The organism is Candidatus Frankia nodulisporulans (assembly GCF_902806475.1).
GTDB lineage: Bacteria > Actinomycetota > Actinomycetes > Frankiales > Frankiaceae > Frankia > Frankia umida.
This window is the reverse complement of record NZ_CADCWS010000018.1, coordinates 1-23,861: the sequence shown is the minus strand read 5'-3', so window position 1 is coordinate 23,861 and position 23,861 is coordinate 1. Positions and strand designations below refer to the sequence as shown.

The following is a 23,861-nucleotide window of genomic DNA, read 5'->3' as shown; positions in this document are numbered from 1 at the left end:
CCAGGGGCGTCACGACGCGCCTCCGGCGGCGACCGGGGTGGCCGGGGTGGCGTCGGGGACGGCGGCGGCGGCGCGGGCGGCGGCCGGGGCGGCGGCGGCGATCCGCTCGAGCACGACGTCGTCGTGGGCGGCGGAGACGAACCAGGCCTCGAACGCCGACGGCGGCAGGTAGATGCCGGCGTCGAGCATGCTGTGGAAGAACGCGGCGTAGCGGGCGGCGTTCTGCGCCTGGGCACCGGCGTAGTCGATCACGGCGGTGGCGTCGGTGAAGAAGAAGCTGAACAACGAGCCTGCGCTGGCCGGCAGGTGCGCCACGCCCTGTTCGGTGAGCGCCGTGGACACGATGCCGGCGACGTCACCGGCGCGGGCGTCCACCGTCGCGTACACCTCGTCGGTGCAGGCCCGCAGGGTGGCAAGGCCGGCGGCGACCGCGATCGGGTTCCCGGACAGCGTGCCGGCCTGGTAGACGGGCCCGGCGGGAGCCAGCCGTGACATCACGTCGGCCCGCCCGCCGAACGCCGCAGCGGGCAGCCCGCCACCCATCACCTTGCCGAAGGTGAACAGATCCGGCGACCAGTCCTCAAGGTCGCCCTCGATGCCCCACCAGCCGGCCCGGGAGATCCGGAAGCCGGTCATCACCTCGTCCAGAATCAGCAGCGCGCCGTGGATGTCGCACAGCCGGCGCAGGCCCGCGTTGAAGCCCGGCAGCGGCGGGACGACACCCATGTTGGCCGCGGCGGCCTCGGTGATGACGGCGGCGATCGTGGCGCCCCGCTCGGCGAAGACCGCCTCGACCGCGGCGAGGTCGTTGTAGGGCAGCACGATCGTGTCGGCGGTCGCGGTGCCGGTCACGCCCGGGGTGTCGGGCAGGCCGAAGGTGGCCAGGCCCGAGCCCGCGGCGGCGAGCAGCGCGTCGACGTGCCCGTGGTAGCAGCCGGCGAACTTGATGATCGTCGCACGGTTGGTGAAGCCACGGGCGAGCCGCACGGCGCTCATGGTCGCCTCGGTGCCCGAGTTGACCAGCCGGACCTTCTCCACCGGCCCGACCCGCTCCACGATCAGCTCGGCGAGTTCGACCTCGCCGGGCGTCGGCGTGCCGAAGCTGGTGCCGGCGGTGACCGCCCGCGACACCGCCTCGACCACGGCCGGATGCGCGTGGCCGAGGATCATCGGCCCCCAGGAGCAGACCAGATCGACGTAGGTACGGCCGTCGGCATCGGTGAGGTAGGGACCGTCACCGGAGACCATGAAGCGCGGGCTGCCACCCACGGCACGAAAGGCTCGGACAGGCGAGTTGACCCCGCCGGGAACAACACGCTCGGCGCGCCGGAACAGCTCCTCGGAGGCCGGCGCGGCGGAGGGAACCACCATGCCCCGATCCTCGCAGGTCCCTACGACAGTTCGCGCCCCGCATGGACGTGCCGCCGGTCTCCGCCTGGCCCGGATGGGCGCCACCAGCGCCGACGGGCCCAGGCCGCCGGCGGACGGGGGTCTGCCCCGGCCGCCCACCGGCGGCGGTCTGTGCGCCACACGCCGGGAATCAGGCTTTATAAACGTGTTGCCCTGATATCGCCCGGCAGGCCGTAATGTTCCTGGTTGACCCTACCGAGGGGCGGTGCCGCCTCGCCCGATCGGGGGCCCGCGCCGTGGCCCGCGGCGCCCGACAATGCCGCCTGTTCAGCGCATCCTCACCCCAGACACCGACCCGCCATGACAAGAGTCACCCTTGTTCCGCACGACCATGACGGCGGTGGACGGTCATCGGCAGCCCACCGGCCGGGCGAAGAGTGACCTGCGGGACAGGCACCACATCGGTGCCCGGCACCGGGGCCAGCGACCAGTGCCGGGAGATCGCGGCCAGCGCGAGCGCGCCCTCGGCCAGCGCGAACGTGTTGCCGATGCACTGACGCGGCCCCCCACCGAACGGGAAGTACGCGAACCGCGGCCGTCCCGACTGGCCCGACTGGCCCGGCAGGCCCGGCTGGCCCGGCAGGCCCGGCAGGCCCGGCTGGCCCGTCCAGCGGGTGGGGTCGAAGACCTCCGGCCGCGGCCACCAGCGTTCGTCGCGGTGCACCACCCACTGGCTGAGGATGAGGGTGGAGCCGGCGGGCAGGCGGTAGCCGGCGATGTCCCGGTCGGCCAACAGGTGCCGTCCCATCGCCCAGACGGGCGGGTACAGCCGCATCGCCTCGGCGAGGACGGCGTTCGTACACGGCAGTCGGGTCAGGTCGTCCATGGTCGGGCACCGCTCGCCGAGGACCTCGTCCACCTCCGCGTGCAACGCGGCGCGGACCGCGGCGTCCCGTCCCAGCAGGTGAAACGTCCAGGCCAGGGCGTTCGCGGTGGTCTCGTGTCCGGCCAGCAGCAGGGTGAGCGCCTCGTCCCGGATCTGCTCGTCGCTCATCGGCGCGCCGGTTTCGTCGTCGCGGGCGGCCAGCAGCAGGGACAACAGGTCGTCGCCGGTGGCCCCGGCGGCTCGGCGGGTGGCGATCATCGCGTGGATCGCCTGGTCCAGTGCGGCGCGCGCGTCCCGACGGGCCCTGGACGCGGGAAGCGGCAGCCGCTCCAGGGCCGTGAAACCGGGTAGTCCGGCCCGGCGGGCCGCCGGCATCGTCAGGTCGATCGTGGCACGGACGATGTCCACGACCTCGCTGTCCAGGTCGACGTCGAACAGGGTCCGGGCGACGATCGCCAGGGTCATCTCGGTCATCTCGGCGTGCACGTCAAGACGCTGGCCGTCGCGCCAGGTGGCGGCCGTGCGCTCGGCGATCCGCGCGAAGGTCGCGGCGTGACCGGCGATGCGCTGCCGATGGAACAGCGGCTGGATCAGCCGGCGCTGTCGCCGGTGGACGTCCCCCGCGCTGGTCAGCAGCCCCTCGCCGAGCAGCAGTGTCAGCGGCTGCACCACCGTGCGCCGGCCCGCCGGCCCACGCCGCACCGCTCCCTTGCCGTAGGCCCGGTGCCCGCTGACCAGCACGTCGGCGATCGCGTCCGGCTCGGCGACGAGATACGCCGACACCGGCCAGCTCGCCACCCGCACCACCGGACCATGCTCGCGAGCCAGTTCGGTGAGCCGCCCAAGCGGATCAGCCCGCAACCGCCGCAGCGCCACGATCGCGCTGTCCGCGGGCCCCGGTACCGCGAGCGGCACCGCCGCCGGCCGCGGCACGGACTCGACGGACGGCGCCTGGGACGTTCGGCTCATCGTGGAGACTCCCTTCGACACAGATGCACCGGTGCGTTCTGGATGCACCGGTAGGACGAGAACATCAGGCTCACGTGTGAGTCGCCTGCGTGGAACATGTGCGGCGGATGCGAGTCCGACACCGCCACCGACGCCCCTGGCCGACACAGGTGTTCCGCGGAACCACCCGGACCACGAGTGGGGGATCAGGACGGCGGGGGTCAGGACGGCGGGGGTCAGGACGGCGGGGTCAGGTGGTGGCGGGTGCGGGCGGCCTGGCGGGTGAGGTGGTCGCGTTCGGCCACGCTGGTGGCGGCGTGGGCGGCCTGCGCGTAGAGGTCGGCGGCGTGGGCCAGGTCGCCGGCGCGTTCGTGCAGGTAGGCCGAGGTGGCGGCGTATCTGGGCAGGTCGGGGGGTACGGCGGCGAGGGCGGCCAGGACGGTCTGTGGGCCGTCGGCCTCGCCTAGGGCCACGGCGCGGTTGAGGCGGACCACCGGGCTGTCGGTCAGGCGCAGCAGTTCGTCGTACCACTCGACGATCTGTACCCAGTCTGTTTCGGCGGTGCTGGGGGCGTCCGCGTGCAGGGCCGCGATCGCGGCCTGCGCCTGGTACTCGCCGAGCTGATCACGGGCCAGGGCGTGTTGCAGGATCGTCACACCTTCGGCGATCGCGGCCGTGTCCCAGCGGGTGCGGTCCTGGTCCGCGAGTGGCACCAGGTCGCCGGACGGGCCGGTCCGCGACACCCGGCGGGCATGGTGCAGCAGCATGAGCGCGAGCAGACCCGCCACCTCGGGCTCGTCGGTCAGCTCGGCGAGCTGGCGGGTCAGCCGGATCGCCTCGGCGGCGAGGTCGACGTCCCCGCCGTAGCCCTCGTTGAAGACGAGGTAGAGCACCCGCAGCACGGTCGCGAGGCCACCGGCGGTGTCCAGGGGGAGGCCGGCGATGCGCCGTTTCGCCCGGCTGATGCGCTGCGCCATGGTCGCCTCGGGGACGAGGTGGGCCGACGCGATCTGCCGGGTGGTCAGGCCGCCCACCGCACGCAGCGTCAACGCGATGGCCGACGCCGGCGCCAGCACCGGCGACGCGCACAGGAAGTAGAGGCGCAGGGTGTCGTCGGTGGCGGGCGCCGGGCCCACCTCCGGCTCGGCGTCGACGACCTGTTCGCGTCCACGTCAGGACGCCTCGGCCCTCGTCGCGTCGAGGAAACGCCGCCACGCGACCGTGACCAGCCAGGCCTTCGGGTCCAGCGGGGGATCCTCGGGCCAGGTCCCGAGCGCTCGGATCAGCGCATCCTGCACGGCGTCCTCGGCCGATGCGAAATCCGCCCCGCGTCGGACGAGGACGCCGATCACCGTGGGCACCAGCTCCCGCAGCAACGACTCGTCCACCATGCCCCCGATCACCCGCCACCTCCGGTCACCCGACAACCCTGGCCTTTCACCCCCTGGGACGGAGCCGCCGCCGTGTTCTCGACATCGGCCGGCGGGTCAGTGTCGGCCGGCGGGGTCAGTGTCCGGGAGCGGCTGTTCGCGGGCTGGTGTGGATGGTCGCCGCGGACAGCCGGCGGATGTGGTGCAGCAGATGGGCCTGGGCGGCATGGGCGACGTCGTGGGCGGCGGCCAGGGTGAGGGTGGCGTCCACGGTGACGTCGACCTCGGCGCGCAGGCTGTGGCCGATCCAGCGGATGCGCAGCTCGCGGATGGCCTCGACGCCGGGGGTGTGCAGCAGGGTGTGGGTGGCCTCGGCGACGATCGCCGGGTCGACGGCGTCCATGAGCCGGGCACCGACGACACGGGCGGCCGAACGCAGCACCCCGAGGATCGCCACGGTGATCACCAGGCCGATCACCGGATCGGCCCATCTCCAGCCGGCCGCCACGCCGGCGGCGCCGAGCAGAACCGCGAGGCTGGTGAACCCGTCGGTGCGGGCGTGCAGGCCGTCGGCGACCAGCGCCGCCGATCCGATGCGGCGTCCCACCCCGATCCGGTAGCGGGCCACGATCTCGTTGCCGACGAAGCCGATCAGACCGGCGGCCGCCACCGCGCCGAGCTGATGGATCTGCTGGGGATGCAGCAGCCGGTCGATCGCCGCGTAGGCCGCGACCCCGCTCGACAGCGTGATCATCGCCAGGACGGCGAGGCCGGCGAGGTCCTCGGCCCGTCCGTAGCCGTAGGTGAAACGGTCGGTCGCCGGGCGGCGGGCCACCGTGAACGCGATCAGCAGTGGTACCGCGGTGAGCGCGTCGGCGACGTTGTGCAGCGTGTCGCCGAGCAGCGCCACCGATCCGGACAGCACCACCGCGATCGCCTGCGCGACCGCGGTCACCGCCAGACCACCGAGGCTGATCAGCAGCGCCCGCCGGCCGGCCGCGTCCGCCTCGAGCGCGTCGTCGATCTGGTCGGCGCTGTCATGGCTGTGGCTCCCGAACAGATGGCTCCCGAACAGATCCGAGAGCCGGTGGCGCAGCCGTGGCCACCATCGGGTGGACCCGTCCGGATGAGAACGGGCATGGGGATGACTGTGGGTGGGTGCTGGTCCCATGGCCTGGGACGGTAACCCAAAATGATCAATGCGGCATGATCGCAGCTGCCAGTCCGTCGCACCTGTGCGTCATCCGGCGCGGCGTAGGATCTGGCTGTGTCGACGACACGGGTCAACGCCGAGGCGACGAGCAGCCGGATGATGCTGATGCACATGCCATCCGGCCTCTTGCGCGCGTCCTGACAGACCACCGAGGAGGCCCCGGGCGGAGCCTCCTCGGGTGGGGCCGCGGCGGGGCGGGAGGATCCGAAACCGATGGGTCGCTACTTCGTGACGACGGCCATCCCGTACGTCAACGGCAAACCACACGTGGGGCACGCGCTGGAGCTGGTCGAGACCGACGCCTACGCTCGCCACCTGCGGGCGCGTGGCGAGGAGGTCCGGTTGCAGACCGGCACCGACGACAACGCGCTGAAGAACGTCCAGAGCGCCGAGGCCGAGGGCATCACCCCGGTGGAGTACGTCGAGCGGGTGGCGGCCCGGTTCATCTCGCTGCGCGAACCGCTGGACCTGTCCTTCGACGACTTCATCAAGACCAGCACCGACCCGCGGCACCGGCCCGGGGTGGAGAAGCTGTGGGCGGCGTGCGCCGAATCCGGCGACTTCTACCGCAAGAGCTACGCGGGCCTGTACTGCGTCGGCTGCGAGCAGTTCTACGGCGAGGACGAGCTGGTCAACGGGCGCTGCCCGGAGCACGGCACCGTCCCGGACCTGGTCGAGGAGAGCAACTGGTTCTTCCGGCTCAGCCGCTACGCCGACCAGCTGCACGAGCTCATCTCCACCGACCGGCTGCGCATCGAACCCGCCACCCGTAAGCGTGAGGTGCTGTCGTTCATCGAGGCGGGATTGGAGGACTTCAGCGCCTCACGGAGCATGACCCGCGCCCGTGGCTGGGGCATCCCCGTACCCGGTGACCCGGACCAGGTCATCTACGTCTGGTTCGACGCGCTCGGCAACTACATCACCGCCCCCGGCTACGGCACGGACGAGGCGAGTTTCGACCACTGGTGGACGAGCAGTGACGCGCGGGTGCATGTCATCGGCAAGGGCATCATCCGCTTCCACGCCGTCTACTGGCCGGCGATGCTGCTCTCCGCGGGCGTGCGGCTGCCGGACACCATCTTCGTCCACGAGTACCTGACCGCCGACGGGATGAAGATCTCCAAGTCGGCCGGCAACGCCGAGGACCCGGCCGACATCGTCGCCGCCTACGGTTCCGACGCGCTGCGCTGGTGGATGCTCAGTGACGTGGCCCGCAGCGGCGACACCGACTACACCACCGAGCGTCTGGTCAACCGGGCGAACGAGGATCTCGCGAACAACATCGGCAACCTGGTCAACCGCACGGTGTCGATGGTCCGCCGCTACCGGGACGGGGTGATCCCCCCGGTCCCCGCGGACAATCCGGGCGCGGCCGCCCTGCGTAAGGCGCGCGCGGACGCGCCCGCCGCGATCGACGCCGCCTTCACCGCGTTCGACTACCGGCGGGCCGCCGAGGCGATCACGGCGATCGGCGACGAGGGCAACCGTTACGTCGAGGCGGCCCGTCCCTGGGAGCTGGCGAAGGCCGAACGCAAGCAGGACGCGCCCCCCGCCGCCCTCGACGCCGTACTCGCGGAACTGGTCGCCACCTGCCGTGAGATCGCGACGCGACTGGTCGCGTTCCTCCCGGAGGCGGCCGCGCGCATCGCCGCCCAGTGCGGCGACGGCGGCGACCAGGTGGCCGAGCCCACCCCGGTCTTCCCCCGGCTGGAGCTGGCCAAGGCCTGAGTCCGCCTGCCGGCGGACCAGCCGGACCAGCCCCGCCGGAGCGGCCCCGCGCGCCGGACCGGCCCAGCGGGGCCGGCTCGGCGGGCGGGGGGCTACGGCGGAGTCGGGCGGAAGCGGCGCAGCCGCAGGCTGTTGGTCACGACGAACACCGAGCTGAACGCCATCGCGGCGCCGGCGATCATCGGGTTGAGCAGGCCGGCGGCGGCCAGCGGCAGAGCCGCGACGTTGTAGCCGAACGCCCAGATCAGGTTGCCGCGGATCGTGCGCAGGGTGGCGCGGGACAACCGGATCGCGTCGGCCATCAGCCGTGGATCGCCGTGCACCAGGGTGAGGTCGGAGGCCTCGATCGCCGCGTCCGTCCCGCCGCCCATGGCGATGCCGAGATCGGCCTGGGCGAGCGCGGCCGCGTCGTTCACCCCGTCGCCGACCATCGCGACGGTGTGGCCGTCCTGCTGGAGCTGGCGCACCGCGGCGACCTTCTCCTCGGGCAGCACCTCGGAGATCACCTCGCCGGCGGCGATGCCGACCTCGGTGGCCACCGCCCGCGCGACGGCCGTCGAATCCCCGGTCAGCAGGATCGGACGCAGACCGAGGCGGCGCAGATCGGCGACCGCGGCGACCGCGGTGGGCCGCACCGTGTCGGCGACGCTGATCAGCCCGCGGGGCTGCCCGGCCCAGCCGACGACGACGGCGGTCCGGCCAAGCTCCCGCTCGCCCGCCAGAGCCCCGGCGAGCACGGGGGGAAGCTCGCCGAACAGGCTGTCCCGGCCGACGACCACCCGATGGCCCTCGACCACCGCGCGCACGCCAAGGCCCGCGTCCCCGGCGAACTCGGTCGCCGGCGGCAGCGTGCCGTCGGCCCGCGCGTCCCGTGCGGCCCGTGCGATCGCCCGACCGATCGGATGCTCGCTGCCGTCCTCGGCGGCTCCGGCGATCCGCAGCACCTGGGCGGCATCCTCCCCCGGTGCCGGATGGACCTCCGTGACCCGCATCCGGCCGCTGGTGAGCGTCCCGGTCTTGTCCAGCAGCACCACCTGGATGCGACGGGTCGACTCGAGGACCTCCGGTCCCCGGATGACGATGCCCAGCTGCGCGCCGCGTCCGGTGCCGACCAGCAGCGCGGTCGGTGTGGCCAGGCCCAGCGCGCACGGGCACGCGATGATCAGTACGGCCACGGCCGCGGTGAACGCGTCCGTCGTCGACGCGCCGGCGACCAGCCACGCCACCAGCGTGATGAGGGAGGCCACCAGCACGACCGGGACGAACACGGCCGAGACCCGGTCGGCGAGCCGTTGCACCTTCGCCTTGCCGCTCTGGGCCTGCTCCACCAACTGCCCGATCCGCGCGAGCTGCGTGTCGGCGCCGACCCGGGTCGCCCGCACCACCAGCCGCCCGCCGGCGTTCACGGTCGCGCCGACGACGGCGTCCTGCGGCCCGACCTCGACCGGCACCGACTCCCCGGTGACCATGCTCGCGTCGACCGCGGAACGCCCCTCGACCACGACCCCGTCGGTCGCGATCTTCTCGCCGGGTCGCACGACGAACTCCGCGCCGATGCGCAGCTCCTCGATCGGCACCCGGACCTCGACGAACGTGTCCTGAGGACGGTCCGCCGACACGGCGGGCGCGGCGGGCGCGGGCGGTCGCGTCGCGTCGGCGGGACGGCGGATGGTGACCTCCCGTGCGCCCAGGTGCAGCAGGGCGCGCAGCGCCGCCCCCGAACGCCGGCGGGCCCGCAGCTCCAGGAACCGCCCGGCCAGCAGGAACACCGGGACGCCGGCGGCCACCTCGAGGTAGATCGCCGCGTCGTCCGTGCCGCCGGCGGCCCCACCGGCCGGTGTCATCCCCGGCATGTTCGTCATGCCTGGCATGTCGTCCATACCGGGCATGGCGGGTGGGGTGGGGTGGGCGCCGATGTCGCCCAGGCCGCCGGTGAACGAGAAGCCATGGCGCATCCCGGGATCGCCGGCGCCGCCGAAGACCAGCGCGTAGAGCGACCAGCAGAAGGCCGCGAGCGTGCCGAGGGAGACCAGGGTGTCCATGGTCGCCGCGCCGTGCCGGGCACCCCGGGCCGCCGCCGCGTGGAACGGCCAGGCCCCCCAGGTTACCACCGGCACCGTCAGGGCCAGGCTGACCCACTGCCAGTAGTCGAACTGCCAGGCTGGGACCATCGCCAGTGCGATCACCGGCGCGGCCAGCACCGCCGAGACGAGCAGACGGCGCCGCATCAGGCGCAGATCGGCGCCGCCGGGTTCCGCCTCGGGCCGCCCGGCGGGTTCAGCCGCAGCGGGGCTGTCCGGCTGGGCGCCGGCCGTGGGCTGCGCTGTCGGGACTGTCGGGGCTGCCGGTGAGAACGCCGGTGCGGCCGTCGCCGTGTAACCGGCGGCACGCACGGCCGCGATCAGATCGTCGACGGACAGTCCGAGGCTGGTGGGCTCGGTGCCGACGGTCTGACCGCTGGCCGCCTGACCATCGGCCGCCGCCGTGCCGGTGCTCAGGGGGTCGGTGCTCAGGGGGGGAGCGACCCGGGTGATGGTGGCCTTCTCGGTCGCGTAGTTGACCGTGGCGGTGATGCCGTCCAGCCGGTTGAGCTTGCGTTCCACCCGTGCCGCGCAGGACGAGCAGGTCATCCCGCCGATCGCGAGCTCCACCCGGTCAGGGTGCGTGGAGTCGGTGGCGGGCACGTTCAGGCACGCCCGACGAGTTCGAACCCGGCCTCCGAGATCGCGGCGCGGACGTCCCCGTCGGCCAGATCCTGCTCGCTGACCACGGTGACCCGACCGTCGGCCAGATCGACCGTGATGGTCGAGACCGAGGCCAGCCGCTCCAGCTCCTCGGTCACCGACTGGACGCAGTGGCCGCAGTTCATCCCGGTCACGGTGTAGGCAGTGGTGGTCATCGGCGACCCTCATCCCTTTCTCGGTCTTCGGTCAGCGTGCTCCGCGGGCGATGTCCTCGCCGGGCGGAGCACCCGGGCGGGCACGTCCGGCATGCCGAAAGTACCCCTCCCCCGTATCGTCCACCACTACCCCCGGGGGGTACCAGATCCGAAGCGACGGATGTCACGACCCCGAGGCGGGCAGAGCCGCCTGCGACGCTGACGCGTCCGCCCGCCCCGGCCCGAGCCGCGCGCGTCACGACACCCGCCGCCACCTGCGCCAACGGCCTGCGGCCACAGGGTGAAACCGGACCACCACGATGGGCATCCGCGTGGCGGCGGCCGCCAGGACACCGACCGTCACTTTGGACGGAGCACCCTCGTCCGATAAGCCGCGAAAGTACCAATTTATTGACATGATGCCCGCCTCCCACCATCTGGCCACGAGGGGCCAGCGCGGCAGGGGATCAGCGGGTGGACCGCAGGCCGCGGGCGACCTCGACGGCCCAGTAGGTCAGGATGATGTCGGCGCCGGCACGGGCGATACCGGTGATGGTCTCGGCGATCATGCGGTCGCGGTCGATCCAACCGGCGGCCGCGGCGGCCTCGATCATCGCGTACTCGCCGGAGACCTGGTAGGCGGCGACCGGCACGTCCACCGCGTCGGCCACCGCACGCAGGATGTCCAGGTAGGCCAGCGCCGGCTTGACCATCACCGCGTCCGCGCCCTCGGCGAGGTCCAGCGCCACCTCGCGCAGCGCCTCCCCCACCGACCGGGCCGGGTCCTGCTGGTAGCCGGCCCGGTCGCCGAACCGCGGCGCGCACTGCGCGGCCTCGCGGAACGGGCCGTAGAACGCCGACGCGTACTTCGCCGAGTAGGCCAGGATCGGCAGGTGGGTGAAGCCCCCGCCGTCCAGGGCCGCCCGGATCGCGGCGACCTGGCCGTCCATCATGCCGCTGGGCGCGACGACCTCGGCGCCGGCCCGGGCCTGGGCGAGGGCGATCTCGGCGTAGCGCACGAGCGTGGCGTCGTTGTCGACCTCGCCGTCGGCGGTGAGCAGGCCGCAGTGTCCGTGGTCGGTGTACTCGTCCAGGCAGAGGTCGCTCATCAGCACGACGTCGCCGCCGACCTCACCGGCGAGATCCGCCAGCGCCAGTTGGACGATGCCGCCCGGATCGTCGGCGCCCGAGCCGCGCGCGTCCTTGTCCGCCGGCACCCCGAACAGGATCAGTCCGCCGACACCCGCCTCGACCGCCTCCACCGCGGCCTTGCGCAGCGAGGAACGGCTGTGCTGGACGACCCCGGGCATCGAGGAGATCGGGACGGGTTCGTCCACGCCTTCCCGGACGAACATCGGCAGCACCAGGTCTGCGGGGTGTACCCGGACGTCGGCGACCAGCCGGCGCAGGGCGGACGTCCGCCGCAGGCGCCGGGGCCGTGCCGTCGACCAGTCCCCGAGCGGCCCGCCGGGCAGCCCGCCGGACGCGCTCACCGCCGGGCGCCGCGCCGCGGCTTGGGCAGGCGGGCGGCGAGCGGGCCGATCTTGCCGAGTTCCTCGCGGTGTTCCGCGGCGAACTCGGCCAGGGCACCGACCAGCGCCGGGATGGACGCCTCCGGGGCCTGGACGTCCACCCGCAGACCGAGTTCCTGGGCGGTCGCGGCGGTGGCCGGGCCGATCACGGCGATCACGGTCGTCTCGTGTGGCTTGCCCGCGATCCCGACCAGGTTGCGCACGGTGGACGAGGAGGTGAACACGACCGCGTCCACCCGGCCGCCCTTGAGCGCCTCGCGGATCGGGGCGGGCGGCGGGGCGGCGCGCACCGTCCGGTAGGCGGTGACGTCGTCGACCTGCCAGCCGCGGTCCTTCAGGCCCGCGACGAGGGTCTCGGTGGCGATGTCGGCCCGGGGCAGCAGCACCCGGTCCAGCAGGTCGAGGGACTCGTCGAAGTCCGGCCAGTCCTCCAGCAGACCCTCGCTGGTCTGCGCCGCCGTGGGGACGAGGTCCGGTCGGATGCCGAACGCCCGCAGCGCGTCCGCCGTGGCCTCGCCGATCGCGGCCACCTTGACCCCGGCGAACGCCCGGGCGTCCAGGCTGCGCTCCTCGACCTTCTCCTGGACGGCGCGCACCGCGTTCACGGAGGTGAAGGCGACCCACTGGTAGCGCCCGGAGACCAGGCCGGTGATCGCCCGCTCCATCGGGGCCGCGGTACGCGGCGGCTCGACGGCGATCGTCGGCACCTCCAGCGGACTCGCGCCGTGCGAACGCAGCAGGTCGGACAGGGTGGCCGCCTGCTCCTTGGTGCGGGGGACGAGCACCGTCCAGCCGAACAGCGCGCGGGTCTCCCACCAGGACAGCTTCGCGCGGGTGGCGACCACCGGGCCGACCGAGATGACGACCTGGGAGACGGGTGCCTGGCTGGCGTTCAGCAGCGGCGCGACGTCGGCCTCGAGGCGGTCCAGCGTGGAGGTGACGGTGCGCTGGTCGGTGGTGGTGCCATCGACGGTGACGGCGACCGGGGTGTCCCCGGGCCGGCCGTGTTCGACCAGGGCGGCCACGACCTTGCCCGTCTCGGTCGGCGCCGCGGTGATGACGAGGGTCCCCGGGGTCTGCGCCAGGGCGCCCCAGTCGAGGTCGCCGGGGGCGGGCGGCGGAGCGCCGAAGCCACCGAAACCACCGCCACCGAGGCCCAGCGGCGAGCCGAAGCCGCCGCCCAGACCCCCACCGAGGCCGCTGCCCAGCCCGGTCATCGGCCGGGCGCCGAGCCGGCCGAAACCGGGGGCGGTCAGCGGCCCGACCGGGTCGCTGCCGCCGAACGGCGACGGCGCGGGCAGCGTGCCCGAGGAGGAGAAGTCACCGGCGGTGGTGGCGAACGTGATCGGCGAGCCGGGTGCGACGCCGGCGTAGGTGGCGACCGCCGCACCGGTGAGGATGCCGGGCACCACCCGGTAGGGGATGCGGGCCTTCGCCAGCGCCTGGGCGTCGGCGGCGCCAATCCGGGTCAGCCACGGGTCGGACGCGTAGAGCCGGACCACCCGGTCACCGGCGCGGGCGCGGCTGACCACGGCGGCCGTCGCGGCCTCGGCGTCCCGGATCGGCTTCGACGCCTCGAGGTCACCGATGCGCAGGACCTCGGCGGTGAGGTGGTCCAGCACGGCGGGTGCGACGTCGGGATCCGCGACGACGAGATCGGCCGCCGCCAGGGTCTCGACCGCGAGGACCGTCAACAACCCGGGGTCGCGGGGGCCGGCGCCGACCAGTGCGACCGGGGAGACGGGCTTCTTCGTGCGTCGGGTGGCCATGCTCAGCTAGTTCCCATCAGCGAGTGTGCTCCGGCGGACAGCATGTCGTCCGCGAGGCGCTGCCCGAGCGCCTCCGGGTCGACGGCGGACCCGGTCACGTCACGCCGGAGGACCGTGCTGCCATCCGGCGCGGCGACGACCGCCCGCAGGCGCAGTCGACCCGCGGGGGACGCATCACCGGCCGTTGCCACTGAGCCGGCGCCCACCAGGCCCGCGTCCGCCACCGGCGCCGGCTGTGCCACTGCCAGGGCGCCGACCGGGGCGGTACAGCCGGCCTCGATCGCGGCGAGGAACGCGCGTTCGGCCCTCACCGCGATGGACGACGATGCGTCATCGAGCACAAACCGTAGCAGCTCGGCGAGGGCACCATCGACGGGCTGACCATGATCTGGCCACGTTTGGCCACCGGTCGATCCCGCAGACGCGCGCCACGGCGCCGTCACGCCCTGGATCTCCCGGTTCGCCCCTTCACGTTCGGTCATCGGCACGCCGACCAGAACCCGCCCCGGACCGGCCAGCGCGAGCCCGCCACCCCCGCCGCACTCGATCGCGAGCGCCCCCTGGCCGGGCGCCGGCAGCATCACCTGCGGGTCGATGACCTCGGTGACGGCGTCGAGCCGGTCGAGACGGGCGAGCCCGGCGTAGGCGAGCACGACCGCGTCGACCTCGCCGTCGATGGCCTTCTTGATCCGGGTGTCGACGTTGCCGCGGATCGGGACGACGTCAAGGTCCAGCCTGAGCGCCCGCAGCTGCGCGGCGCGGCGCGGCGACCCGGTCGCGACCCGGGCGCCGCGCCCGAGCTCCCGCAGCCGCCGGCCACTTGGTGAGACCAGCACATCCCGAGTGTCCTCCCGGGGCGGGACGGCGGCCAGGACGAGGCCGGACGGGGTCGCGGTCGGCAGGTCCTTCAACGAGTGCACGGCGAGGTCGATCTCCTGCGCCAGCAGCGCGTCCCGCAGCGCGCTGACGAACACACCGGTGCCACCGATCTGGCTGATCTCCGCGGCCGAACGGTCGCCCGCCGTGACGATCGGGATCAGGTCGACCTCGCAGCCGACCTGCGCGCGGAGCTGGTCGGCGACCATCCCGGACTGGGCCATCGCCAGCGCCGATCGGCGGGTGCCCAGCCGCAGTCGACGCCCGGCGAAGTGGGCGCGCAGCTGCGCGCGCCGCCCCGTGGGTTCGACGTGGTCGCTGGTCGGGTCGGTCGCCGTCACGAATGCTCCACAAGATCAAGATCGGGCGCGGACACCACTGCGGGTACCTCGCGCGGCAGGTCGAACAGTTCCCGCAGCGCCTCCGCGTAGGAGTCGCCGCCGGGTGCGCCGGCCAGCTGCTGGACGCGCACGGTCGGGGCGTGCAGCAGCTTGTCCACGACGCGGCGGACCGCCCCCTGCACCTGTTCCCACTCTCGACTGTCCAGGTCAGGCAGGCGGGTACGCAACCGGGCGAGCTCCGCGCCGACGACGGAGTCGGCGTAGGCGCGCAGCGCCACCACGGTCGGCGCGACCCGGTCGGCGCGGCGCCGGTCGAGGAATCCCGCGACCTCGGTCGCGACCAGCCCGCGGACCGCCTCGACGTCGTGCGCCACCTGCGCCCCGTCCAGGGCGACCCGCAGCGTCTCGATGTCGATGAGGCTGACCCCCGCCAGCTCACGCACGCCCGGGTCGATGTCGTGCGGGAGCGCGAGGTCGAGGAAGACCAGGGGTCGCCCCCCGCGCCCGGCGAGGCCGGCGGCCGTCATCTCCTGGTCGACGACCAGGCCCGCGGCACCGGTGGAGGAGATCACCAGGTCCGCCAGCATGATCTCGTGCGGCAGGTCCGACAGGCTCACGACCCGCCCGCCGTGCAGCTGCGCGACCCGGTCCGCCCGGGCCGCCGTACGGTTGGCGATCACGATGTCGCTGGCTCCGGCACGCCGCGCCGTCTGCGCCGCCAGCGAGCCGACCGCGCCCGCGCCGATGAGCAGCACGCGGGCACCCGCCAGCGGCGGCTGCGCGGGCTGTGCCGATTCCGTCAGGGGTGCGACCGGGGTCTCCGCCAGGACACCGAGGCTCACCGCGGCCAGTTGGATGCCCACCGCTACGATGGACGCCCCGGCGGCGTCGATCGACGTCTCGGAATGGGCCCGCTTACCGACCCGCAGCGCCGCCTGGAACAGGCCCGACAACGCGGCACCGCTGCCCCCGGCCTCCTGCGCGGCCCGGTACGCGCCACGTACCTGCCCGAGGATCTGGGACTCGCCCACCAGCATGGAGTCGAGCCCGCAGACGACGGAGAACAGGTGCCCGACCGCCCGCGCGTCGTGGTGGACGTACAGGTGCGCGGCCAGGTCGGCGAGGTCGATACCGCAGATCCGGCTCAGCTGGTCGGAGATGTCGGCGACGCCGCCGTGGAAGGTCTCGACCTCCGCGTAGAACTCGGTGCGGTTGCAGGTGGACAGCACGACCGCCTCGTTCACGTGCGCGGCCGCCGTCAGATCGTGCAGGACCTTGGGGGTGTCCGCGGGCGAGACCGACGCCTGCTCCAGCAGGGAGGTCGGCGCCGTGCGGTGGTTGAGTCCGACGACCAGCAGGCTCATGCCCACTCACCACCCGGACCACCCGAGGCACTCGGGCGGGCGGCGAACATTGGCGGCGCGGCCACCACACCGCGCGGCAGGACCGGCGGTGTCGGTCCCCCCGACCAGCCTGGTTGCCCCGGCCAGCTCGGTCCGATCTCGTGCACGACCTGCGCCGGCCGTGCCTGTCCGGCTTGACGAGTCACCCGCACGACCCCATCCGTCTCGCTTGTCACCCTGTCCGGCCGGGAGTTCACCCCACGTGCCGCTGTCGTCGGGGGCGGATCGCCGAGCCGGTCGCGATCCGCGACGGGTGGCTCCGCCGCCGGTGTCGTCGCCGGCCCCGGACGCGGTTCGCCCACCGCCCCGGCCAACCTCCGCGGCCGCGCCCGCGCTCCGCTGTGGACCTCGAGGGCGCCACGGGCACTGACCGTCGCGGCGGAATCCGCGGCCTTGCCGGTCCGCACGGGCGGGGCGGGGCTGGACGACCCGTCGGCGGCGGATCCCGCCGGTCGTTTGCGCGCCTCGTGGAACGAAAGGATCTGCAGTTCCACGGCGAGGTCGACCTTACGCACGTCCACCCCTTCCGGCACCATCAGAACCGTGGGGGCGAAATTGAGAATGCTCGTGACCCCCGCGGCCACCAGCCGGTCACACACCCGTTGTGCCGCAGCCGCCGGAGTGCAGATCACCCCGATCGTGACGGCACACTCGGCGATCACCTGCTCCAGCTCGTCGACGGGACGGACGACCACCTCGCCGACCCGCTCGCCGACCCGGTCGGGATCCGCGTCGACCAGAGCCACGATACGGAAACCCCGCGCATGAAACCCCCCGTAACCGGCGAGAGCATGGCCAAGATTGCCCACCCCGACCAGAAGGACGGAACGGTCCTCGGTGAGCCCAAGCCGCGTGGCGATGCAGTCCAGCAGGACATCCACCTCGTAGCCCACCCCGCGGGTGCCGTAGGAACCCAGATAGGACAGGTCCTTGCGGACTTTCGCCGACGTCACCCCGGTGGCGGCGGCCAGCGTGTCCGACGACACAGTGTGCACGCCATGATCCGCCATGGTCGTCAGTACGCGGAGGTAGAGCGGGAGCCGGGCCACCGTCGCCTCCGGCACCGATGATCGGTTGGCCGCCGGTTCACTGCGCGCACGTCGCCTGATGACCGCTGGGCGACGCCGTGGCTGGCTCATCCGCGGCTCCGATCTGCGGGCACGCGTCCCTCGCTGCGAGGACGGGAGATCCCGTCAGAAGTCGCGGGCCCATCTTTCGTGGCCTTGCCGATCCTCGTCGAGGTGCGGCGCCACAAGTCAGATGTCGTCGGGCAGTGTACGACTTCGTGAAGCGATTCACGAAGTGCACGAAAGTGCGCTGGACATGGATCAGGGACGGCCGGTGGGACGCATCGACCAGCGGCCGCCGCCGACGAGGGCCTGGCGCAGCCGCTCCTGCTCCACCCGCCAGTAACCGTGCTCGCGGCCATCGACCAGGGTGACCGGCACCCGGTCGCCGTACTCGTCGGCGAGCCGGACGTCGGAGTCGACGTCGACCTCGCGCCAGCCGACCCCCTCCTGCGCCGCGACGCGAATGATCGCGTCGCGGGCGGTGTCACACAGGTGGCAACCCACCCGGGTCAGGAGCGTGATGCGGGCCTCGCCGTCCGGTTCCGCGGAGCCTGGGCCGTCGGGTCTCATGCCCCCGATGGTAGGTCCAGGCCGTGCCTGGGAGGGCCGGTGCGGGGCGGCCGCGGGCGACCCGGATGCGGTCCCCGGCTGCCACCCGTACGCGGTACAGCTACACTCAGCTACCTGAGTCCTTGTCCACCGAGGCCTCGCGGCCGTCTTGGCGCGACCGAACCTCCGGAGTCCGGACTGTGACCGACTGCACGTTCACCAACGTCGCCGCCGGCCCTGCCAGTGCGCGGCGAGGCCGGAACGTGCGACCGGCCCCCGCGCTGTCTCCCGCGACCGGCCGACCGGCCGGTCAGGTCGGCCGGGTTGGCCTGCCTGGCCTCGCCCGGCTCGGCCGCTGGCTGCTCGCCACCTCGGTGGCGGCGACGGGCGCGTCACCGCCCATCGACGCACCCGCGGAGCGCACCGCCGCCGATCCCACCACCGCGACGCCCGGCCCGGACCGCCCCGGCCGCGACGGCGACAGCCCGGACGCCCCCACCGGCTCGACCGTCCCGGCGGGCGGACCGGAGCCGGCCGCGGAACCCGACCGGCACGAACCCACCGACCAGCGTTGGGCGGCCCTGGTCACCCGGGCCAGCCGGGGCGACAGCGATGCCTTCGGTGAGCTCTACGACCACTACGCCGATCGGGTGTTCCGCTACGCGCTCTACCGGGTGGGCGGTGATCCGGCGGCGGCCGAGGACGTCGTCAGCGAAACGTTCCTCCGGGCACTGCGGATGATTGGCGCCTTCACCTGGCAGGGCCGCGACATCGGCGCCTGGTTCATCACCATCGCCCGTAATCTGCTGGTTGACCAGGCCCGTTCCGCGCGGCGTCGCTTCGAGATCCCGACCGCGGACATCCTCGCCGCCGCCGACCGCGACCACCGGCACGTCACACCCGGCCCCGAGGAGCTGATCGTCGCGGGCCTGACCCGCCAGGAACTGCTGGAAGCGATCCAACGCCTGGGGCCGGACCAGCGGGAGTGCATCGCGCTGCGGTTCCTCGAGGAGATGTCGGTGCGCGAGACCGCGCTGGCGATGGGCCGCAACGAGGGCGCCGTCCGGGCGCTGCAACTGCGCGCGGTACGCACGTTGGCGCGCTCCCTGCCCGCGCACAGATCGGCCTGAGTACCGATCCATCGGACCGGACTCGCGATCCGCGGAATTTTCCGGCGAATCACCGACCCGCCCTGCGCATTGTTGTTGGCGGGAGCACCTTCGCGCCATCAGATCCCCGCCGAGAGCCGTCCGCCGACAGCATCGCGCCGTAGTCTGACGACACGTTGACGGGCGCAGGACCGCATGGAGATGACCGGATGAGGGTGCGACGCAAGGGTGCGGCCGAGATCAGGCAGGCGGCCGAGGCTGCGGCGATCGCCGCGCTGAAGGTCGCGGCGCAGGAAGTCCCTCGTCCACCGTTCGACGAGTCCACGGCCGCCTTCTTCGACGTCGACAACACGGTGATGGCCGGCGCGTCGATCTTCTACTTCGCCCGCGGTCTGGCCGCCCGGGACTTCTTCGACTCCCGCGCTCTGCTCCGCTTCGGGCTGGCGCACCTGACCTACCGGCTGCGCGGGCAGGAGAACCCCGACGGCATCAAGGACGCCCGGGAGACCGCCCTCGCCTTCGTGGCCGGCCGTTCGGTCGCGGAGATCGTCCGCTACGGCGAGGAGATCTACGACGAGCGGATGGCGGAGCAGATCTACTCGGGCACCCATGCGCTCGCCCAGCAGCATCTGGACGCCGGCCAGCGGGTCTGGCTGGTGACCGCGACCCCGGTGGAACTCGCCTCGGTGATCGCTCGCCGCCTGAGCCTGACCGGTGCGCTGGGCACCGTCAGCGAGGTCCGCGACGGCTCCTACACCGGCAGGCTGGTCGGCGGTCTGCTGCACGGCCAGGCGAAAGCCGAGGCGGTGGCGGCCCTGGCCGAACGTGAGGGGCTGGATCTGTCCCGCTGCTGGGCGTACTCCGACTCGATCAACGACCTTCCGCTGCTCTCCCTGGTCGGCCATCCGGTCGCCATCAACCCGGACCCGGATCTCAAGGCGATCGCCCGGGAACGGGACTGGCCGGTCAAGGATTTCCGGACGGCCCGCAAGGCGGTCCGGATCGGCATTCCGGCGGCCGCCGGCGCGGGCGCGCTCGCCGGCGGTGTCGCGGCCGGGATGGCGCTGCGGCGGCGGGTCGTCAGCGCCTGATCCGCCCACGACCCACTGGCCGGCTGGCCCCTGTCAGAAGAAGACCGAACGGCGCTGCATCAGCAGGCTGTACAGCGTGTGCTGAATCGTCTCCCGGATACTGTCGGTGAGCTCGAAGACGAGCATCGGATCGTCAGCCGCCTCCGGCGGATGAACATCGGTGGCGACCGGCTCACCGAACTCGATGTACCACTTCGATGGCAACGGGACCAGACCGAACAACCCCAGCCAGGGGAAGGTCGGCGTGATCGGCAGATAGGGCAGTCCGAGCAGTCGGGCCAGTGACTTCGCGTTCCCGATCATCGGATAGATCTCCTCCGCGCCGACGACCGTGCACGGAATGATGGGCACGCCGGCCCGCAGCGCCGCCGAGACGAATCCGCCCCGGCCGAAACGCTGGAGGGTGTAGCGATCCCGGAAGGGCTTTCCCACCCCTTTGAACCCTTCCGGCCACACGCCCACGAGATGGCCCGCACCCAGCAGCCGCTCGGCATCGGCCTGACAGGCCAGCGTGTTACCGATCTTGCGGGCGAAGGGCGCCAGGAACGGCACGGCGAACACGAGATCCGCCGCCAGCATCCGCAGGTTGCGGTGGGCGGGATGGTGGTCGAGGATCGCCATCGCCATCATCAGGGCGTCCACGGGCAGGGTGCCGGAGTGGTTGGCGACCACCAGGGCACCACCGGTGTCGGGAATGTTCTCCAGGCCCCGGGTCTCGACGCGGAAGTAGTCGCGGTAGATCGGGCGCAGCAGCGGAGCGAGCACGTGCTCGGTCAGATCGGCATCGAAGCCATGCTCGTCGATGACGTAGTCGCCGGTGATCCGGCGGCGCAGAAAGGCGAGCACACCCGCCAGCGCCGACTCGAGGTCACCGGTACCCGCGCCGGGTCGCTCGGCATCGTCCGCCGGCCGGTCAGCATCGTCGGCCGCGGGCCGCGGGCCCATATCGGTGACCGTGGCTGGCGGATCGGCCGACGCGGGGCCGTCCAGCGTCCTGCGGCGGGCTCGAGGTGCCCGCGCGACCTCACCGGTCGCACCGGTCCGGCCACGCGACGGTGCTTCCGCGGCCGTGCGGGAGGCCGCGGGGGTCCGGTTCGCACCCGGCGGGCCGGCGGCGTCCGGGCCGACACCGCGCAGGGGCGACGCGCCACCGTCGTCGGCGTCGGGGGTGGCGCGTGCCGCGGCGGGAGCGGTCGGCTTGGTCGCGGCGGTCGGCTTGGTCGCGGCGGTCGGGGTGGTCGGGGTGGTCGGGGTGGTCGGGGTGGTCGAACGGCGCTGTGCGGGCTGGGTGGTGCCACGCGCGGTGGTGCCACGCGCGCGGGTCCGGTCACGGCGGGTGGCACCGGGCCTCGCGCCCTCCTGGTCCGGGCGTCGGTCACCGTTGAGTGGGATGATCTTCGCCTCGCCCTGTGTGGGCTCGGGTACGTCACCGTCGGACATGAACGCCGCCGCCTTCCCTGGCTTCCCGCCGGGCATGGCGGAACGTCGCGAACCGGGCCGTCATCGCGCCGAACCCGTCAGCCGTCGCCGGTTCAGCGAACCGAGCAGACCATGTTCGACGCGGGAGACCAGCTCGTGATCGATGGTGAATCGAAGGTCCCGGTACCGCACGAACGCGTCGAAGGTCTCCACCGTCGAATACCGCGGGCGGTAGCCGAAAACCCCGATCAGCCGACTCGTGTCCACCGCCCGCCCATGCGTGAGCAGATCGAGCTGCTCCGCGGAGTAGTCGATGATCCGTAGTCGGCGGGCGAGCCCCCCGAGTAGTTCGATGGCCGGGAAGGGAGCGGGAACACTCGGCCGGCCGGCCCGTCGAATCGCCTGCGACAGCAGCATCACGCCATCCCCCGCGACGTTGAAGGTACCCGCGTGGTGGCCGCGCGCGGCGCGCAGCAGCACCGCGAGCGCGTCGGTGGAGTGCAGCAACTGGATGCGCGGGTCGAAGCCCAGCACCGTCGGCACCACCGGAAGATCGAGGTAGAGCGCCAGCGCGTTGTCGGAGTGCGGGCCGAGGATGTTGGTGAACCGCAGCACGGTGACCGCGATGTCGGGCCGGCGCCGGCTGAATCCGCGCACGTAGCCCTCGACCTCGACGGCATCCTTCGCATAGCCGGCCATGGGCAGCGCACGTGGCTGTGTGTCCTCGGTGAACAGCGCGGGATCGCGCGCGGAGGAACCGTAGATCGCGGTGGTGGACTTCACCACGAGCCTGGTGACCGTGGTCGATTTCTGGCACGCGGCGAGCAGCTGCATCGTGCCGATCACGTTCGTCTCCTTCATCGCGGCTCGACCGCCGGCTCCCAGCGGCGTCGCGATGACGTTGAGATGCAGCACCGTGTCAATACCGGTCGCGGAGATCACCTTGGCGATCAGCGGATGGCGGATATCGGCACGAACGAAATGAGTACGGCCGAGATCGGCCGTGGGAACGGTGGTGTCAACACCGATCACCGATTCGATCTCGGGATCGGCTGCCAGCACGGAGGCGACCTCGGCGCCCAGCGGACGGGCGACACCGGTCACCAGCACCCGGCGTGGTCTCATCGCAGTCTCCCCGGAACGGCCCGGCCCCGACGCGGTGACGTGCCACGCCACGGCTGATCGCGAGATGCCCCCGCAGGCCACCAGCCACCCGTCCACCATCCACCGGCTGCTCGTGGCTGCGCCATCGTCCTCGTCATCGTACGCGCACACACGCCGCATTCACTGCGCAGCGTAAGGATGCGACGGTGTGTTAGCTACTCTGAGTAGCCATCTCGCGGTGGTGGACGGTCGCCGGGTCAGACGGACAGGGGTAGATCCCGGACTATCTGAAAGGGAGACGTCTCGCGGGGCAGCTGGCCGACGACGACGGCGTCCTCCCGGCGCAGCCGCAGCGCGTCGCTGGCACGCCCGCAGTTGACCGCGATCATCAGACGGCGCAGCGCGTCCTCGCAGATCGTCACGCCACCCCGGGGCACCTCGCCGTAGGTGTGGGTGAAGGTCAGCCGCATGGTCCGACTGCCGGTGCGGACCTCCACGGGATCGCCGAGCAGGATGCCGGCGGCCTCGAGGTCATTACGCGTCATGTTCAGCGACAGGTTGCCGAAGTGGTCGATCGAGACGACCTCACCATGCACATGGTCGTCGTCGACGACGCAGGTGCGGGGCCGGAACTGGATGAGGCTGGCCGCGTCGAGGGGCGGGCCGACCTGGGCCAGGTCGAGGCCCCCGGCGATCCGGGCGGCGACCGGCGCGTAGACGTCACGCCCGCGAAAGACCGCGGTCGGCAGCGGCAGCCACAGCTCCCGGTTGGCGATCTCGCGAACCTCGACGATCCCGCCGCGGGCCTCCCAGGCCAGCGAGGCGACGCCGTTGTCCGGGCAGACGAACACCGAGCCGTCGGCGGCACGAACCGCGATTCCCCGGGTGTACCCGTCCGCGTCGAGGCGCTCGACAACGACGAGATGGATGCCGATCGGCAGGTAGCCCACCGCATCGGCCAAGGTTATGGCGGCATGACCGACGTCCTGCGGTGCGATCCCATGACAGAGATCAAGCACCCGGGCCGACGGGGCATGCCTGGCGATCACACCGTGACAGACGCCGACAGAGGCGTCGTCCACACCGTAGTCGGACAGGAAGTTGATCCACGAACTCGCCATCTCACTCCCCTGCCTGCGTCAGCACGCGGCAACGCCACCTTGTGACGCCAGCCTGCCACACCGCAATCGTCAGAGCACGTAGAGCGATATGCCGTGCTTCCCTG

The 23,861-nt window shown here is 72.7% G+C and carries 17 protein-coding genes and 1 pseudogene; 3 read left to right on the top strand and 15 right to left on the bottom strand.

Annotated features, from left to right (window positions below; genetic code table 11):
• Positions 1-9: 9 nt before the first annotated feature.
• From hemL to G6R24_RS03725, 4 genes and pseudogenes are all read right to left on the bottom strand, one after another.
• A complete protein-coding gene (gene hemL / locus G6R24_RS03740) occupies positions 10-1,371 on the bottom strand; it encodes a glutamate-1-semialdehyde 2,1-aminomutase (protein WP_163547764.1) in 1,362 nt (453 codons plus the stop codon).
• A gap of 349 nt (positions 1,372-1,720) precedes the next feature.
• Positions 1,721-3,205: a cytochrome P450 gene (locus tag G6R24_RS03735; protein WP_163547763.1), complete on the bottom strand. Its 1,485-nt coding sequence runs from the start codon at positions 3,203-3,205 to the stop codon at positions 1,721-1,723.
• Between the two features lie 215 nt (positions 3,206-3,420).
• Positions 3,421-4,575: pseudogene (locus G6R24_RS03730) on the bottom strand (RNA polymerase sigma factor).
• A 115-nt stretch (positions 4,576-4,690) separates the two neighbouring features.
• Positions 4,691-5,725, bottom strand: coding sequence for a cation diffusion facilitator family transporter (locus G6R24_RS03725; protein WP_163547762.1), 1,035 nt, complete (start codon positions 5,723-5,725; stop codon positions 4,691-4,693).
• 255 nt (positions 5,726-5,980) lie between these two features.
• Between G6R24_RS03725 and G6R24_RS03720 the strand changes: the two genes are divergently transcribed.
• Positions 5,981-7,495, top strand: coding sequence for a methionine--tRNA ligase (locus G6R24_RS03720; RefSeq protein ID WP_163547761.1), 1,515 nt, complete (start codon positions 5,981-5,983; stop codon positions 7,493-7,495).
• 92 nt (positions 7,496-7,587) lie between these two features.
• Here G6R24_RS03720 and G6R24_RS03715 read toward each other — a convergent pair whose 3' ends face one another.
• The 8 genes from G6R24_RS03715 to G6R24_RS03680 form a co-directional block, all read right to left on the bottom strand.
• A complete protein-coding gene (locus G6R24_RS03715) occupies positions 7,588-10,125 on the bottom strand; it encodes a heavy metal translocating P-type ATPase (RefSeq protein ID WP_163547776.1) in 2,538 nt (845 codons plus the stop codon).
• Between the two features lie 56 nt (positions 10,126-10,181).
• Complete coding sequence (locus G6R24_RS03710) at positions 10,182-10,394, bottom strand: heavy-metal-associated domain-containing protein (protein ID WP_163547760.1); 213 nt, start codon at positions 10,392-10,394, stop codon at positions 10,182-10,184.
• Positions 10,395-10,840: 446 nt separating this feature from the next.
• Positions 10,841-11,866 carry a porphobilinogen synthase gene (gene hemB, locus G6R24_RS03705; RefSeq protein ID WP_175084850.1) on the bottom strand — a complete coding sequence of 342 codons (1,026 nt, stop codon included), beginning with the start codon at positions 11,864-11,866 and terminating at the stop codon, positions 10,841-10,843.
• Entirely contained in the window at positions 11,863-13,674 is a 1,812-nt protein-coding gene (locus G6R24_RS03700) for a bifunctional uroporphyrinogen-III C-methyltransferase/uroporphyrinogen-III synthase (RefSeq protein ID WP_163547759.1), read from the bottom strand. Before G6R24_RS03700 ends, hemB begins: the two co-directional genes overlap by 4 nt.
• Positions 13,675-13,676: 2 nt before the next feature.
• The gene (hemC, locus tag G6R24_RS03695) at positions 13,677-14,891 is read right to left on the bottom strand and encodes a hydroxymethylbilane synthase (RefSeq protein ID WP_163547758.1); all 1,215 of its coding nucleotides are present in this window, start codon (positions 14,889-14,891) and stop codon (positions 13,677-13,679) included.
• The gene (locus G6R24_RS03690) at positions 14,888-16,255 is read right to left on the bottom strand and encodes a glutamyl-tRNA reductase (protein WP_163547757.1); all 1,368 of its coding nucleotides are present in this window, start codon (positions 16,253-16,255) and stop codon (positions 14,888-14,890) included. Before G6R24_RS03690 ends, hemC begins: the two co-directional genes overlap by 4 nt.
• The gene (locus G6R24_RS24355) at positions 16,252-17,358 is read right to left on the bottom strand and encodes a redox-sensing transcriptional repressor Rex (RefSeq protein WP_476727347.1); all 1,107 of its coding nucleotides are present in this window, start codon (positions 17,356-17,358) and stop codon (positions 16,252-16,254) included. Before G6R24_RS24355 ends, G6R24_RS03690 begins: the two co-directional genes overlap by 4 nt.
• Before the next feature lie 264 nt (positions 17,359-17,622).
• Complete coding sequence (locus G6R24_RS03680) at positions 17,623-17,934, bottom strand: glutaredoxin family protein (RefSeq protein WP_163547755.1); 312 nt, start codon at positions 17,932-17,934, stop codon at positions 17,623-17,625.
• 179 nt (positions 17,935-18,113) lie between these two features.
• On the opposite strand from G6R24_RS03680, the gene G6R24_RS03675 reads away from it, so the two are divergent.
• Both G6R24_RS03675 and G6R24_RS03670 read left to right on the top strand, forming a co-directional pair.
• Positions 18,114-19,043 carry a sigma-70 family RNA polymerase sigma factor gene (locus tag G6R24_RS03675; protein WP_225438081.1) on the top strand — a complete coding sequence of 310 codons (930 nt, stop codon included), beginning with the start codon at positions 18,114-18,116 and terminating at the stop codon, positions 19,041-19,043.
• Between the two features lie 188 nt (positions 19,044-19,231).
• The gene (locus G6R24_RS03670) at positions 19,232-20,113 is read left to right on the top strand and encodes an HAD family hydrolase (protein ID WP_163547753.1); all 882 of its coding nucleotides are present in this window, start codon (positions 19,232-19,234) and stop codon (positions 20,111-20,113) included.
• A 33-nt stretch (positions 20,114-20,146) separates the two neighbouring features.
• Here G6R24_RS03670 and G6R24_RS23590 read toward each other — a convergent pair whose 3' ends face one another.
• The 3 genes from G6R24_RS23590 to G6R24_RS03655 form a co-directional block, all read right to left on the bottom strand.
• Complete coding sequence (locus G6R24_RS23590) at positions 20,147-21,589, bottom strand: lysophospholipid acyltransferase family protein (protein ID WP_225438080.1); 1,443 nt, start codon at positions 21,587-21,589, stop codon at positions 20,147-20,149.
• Between the two features lie 24 nt (positions 21,590-21,613).
• The gene (locus tag G6R24_RS03660; RefSeq protein ID WP_163547752.1) at positions 21,614-22,657 is read right to left on the bottom strand and encodes an NAD-dependent epimerase/dehydratase family protein; all 1,044 of its coding nucleotides are present in this window, start codon (positions 22,655-22,657) and stop codon (positions 21,614-21,616) included.
• A gap of 236 nt (positions 22,658-22,893) precedes the next feature.
• Positions 22,894-23,757, bottom strand: coding sequence for an SAM hydrolase/SAM-dependent halogenase family protein (locus tag G6R24_RS03655; protein ID WP_163547751.1), 864 nt, complete (start codon positions 23,755-23,757; stop codon positions 22,894-22,896).
• Between the last annotated feature and the right edge of the window lie 104 nt (positions 23,758-23,861).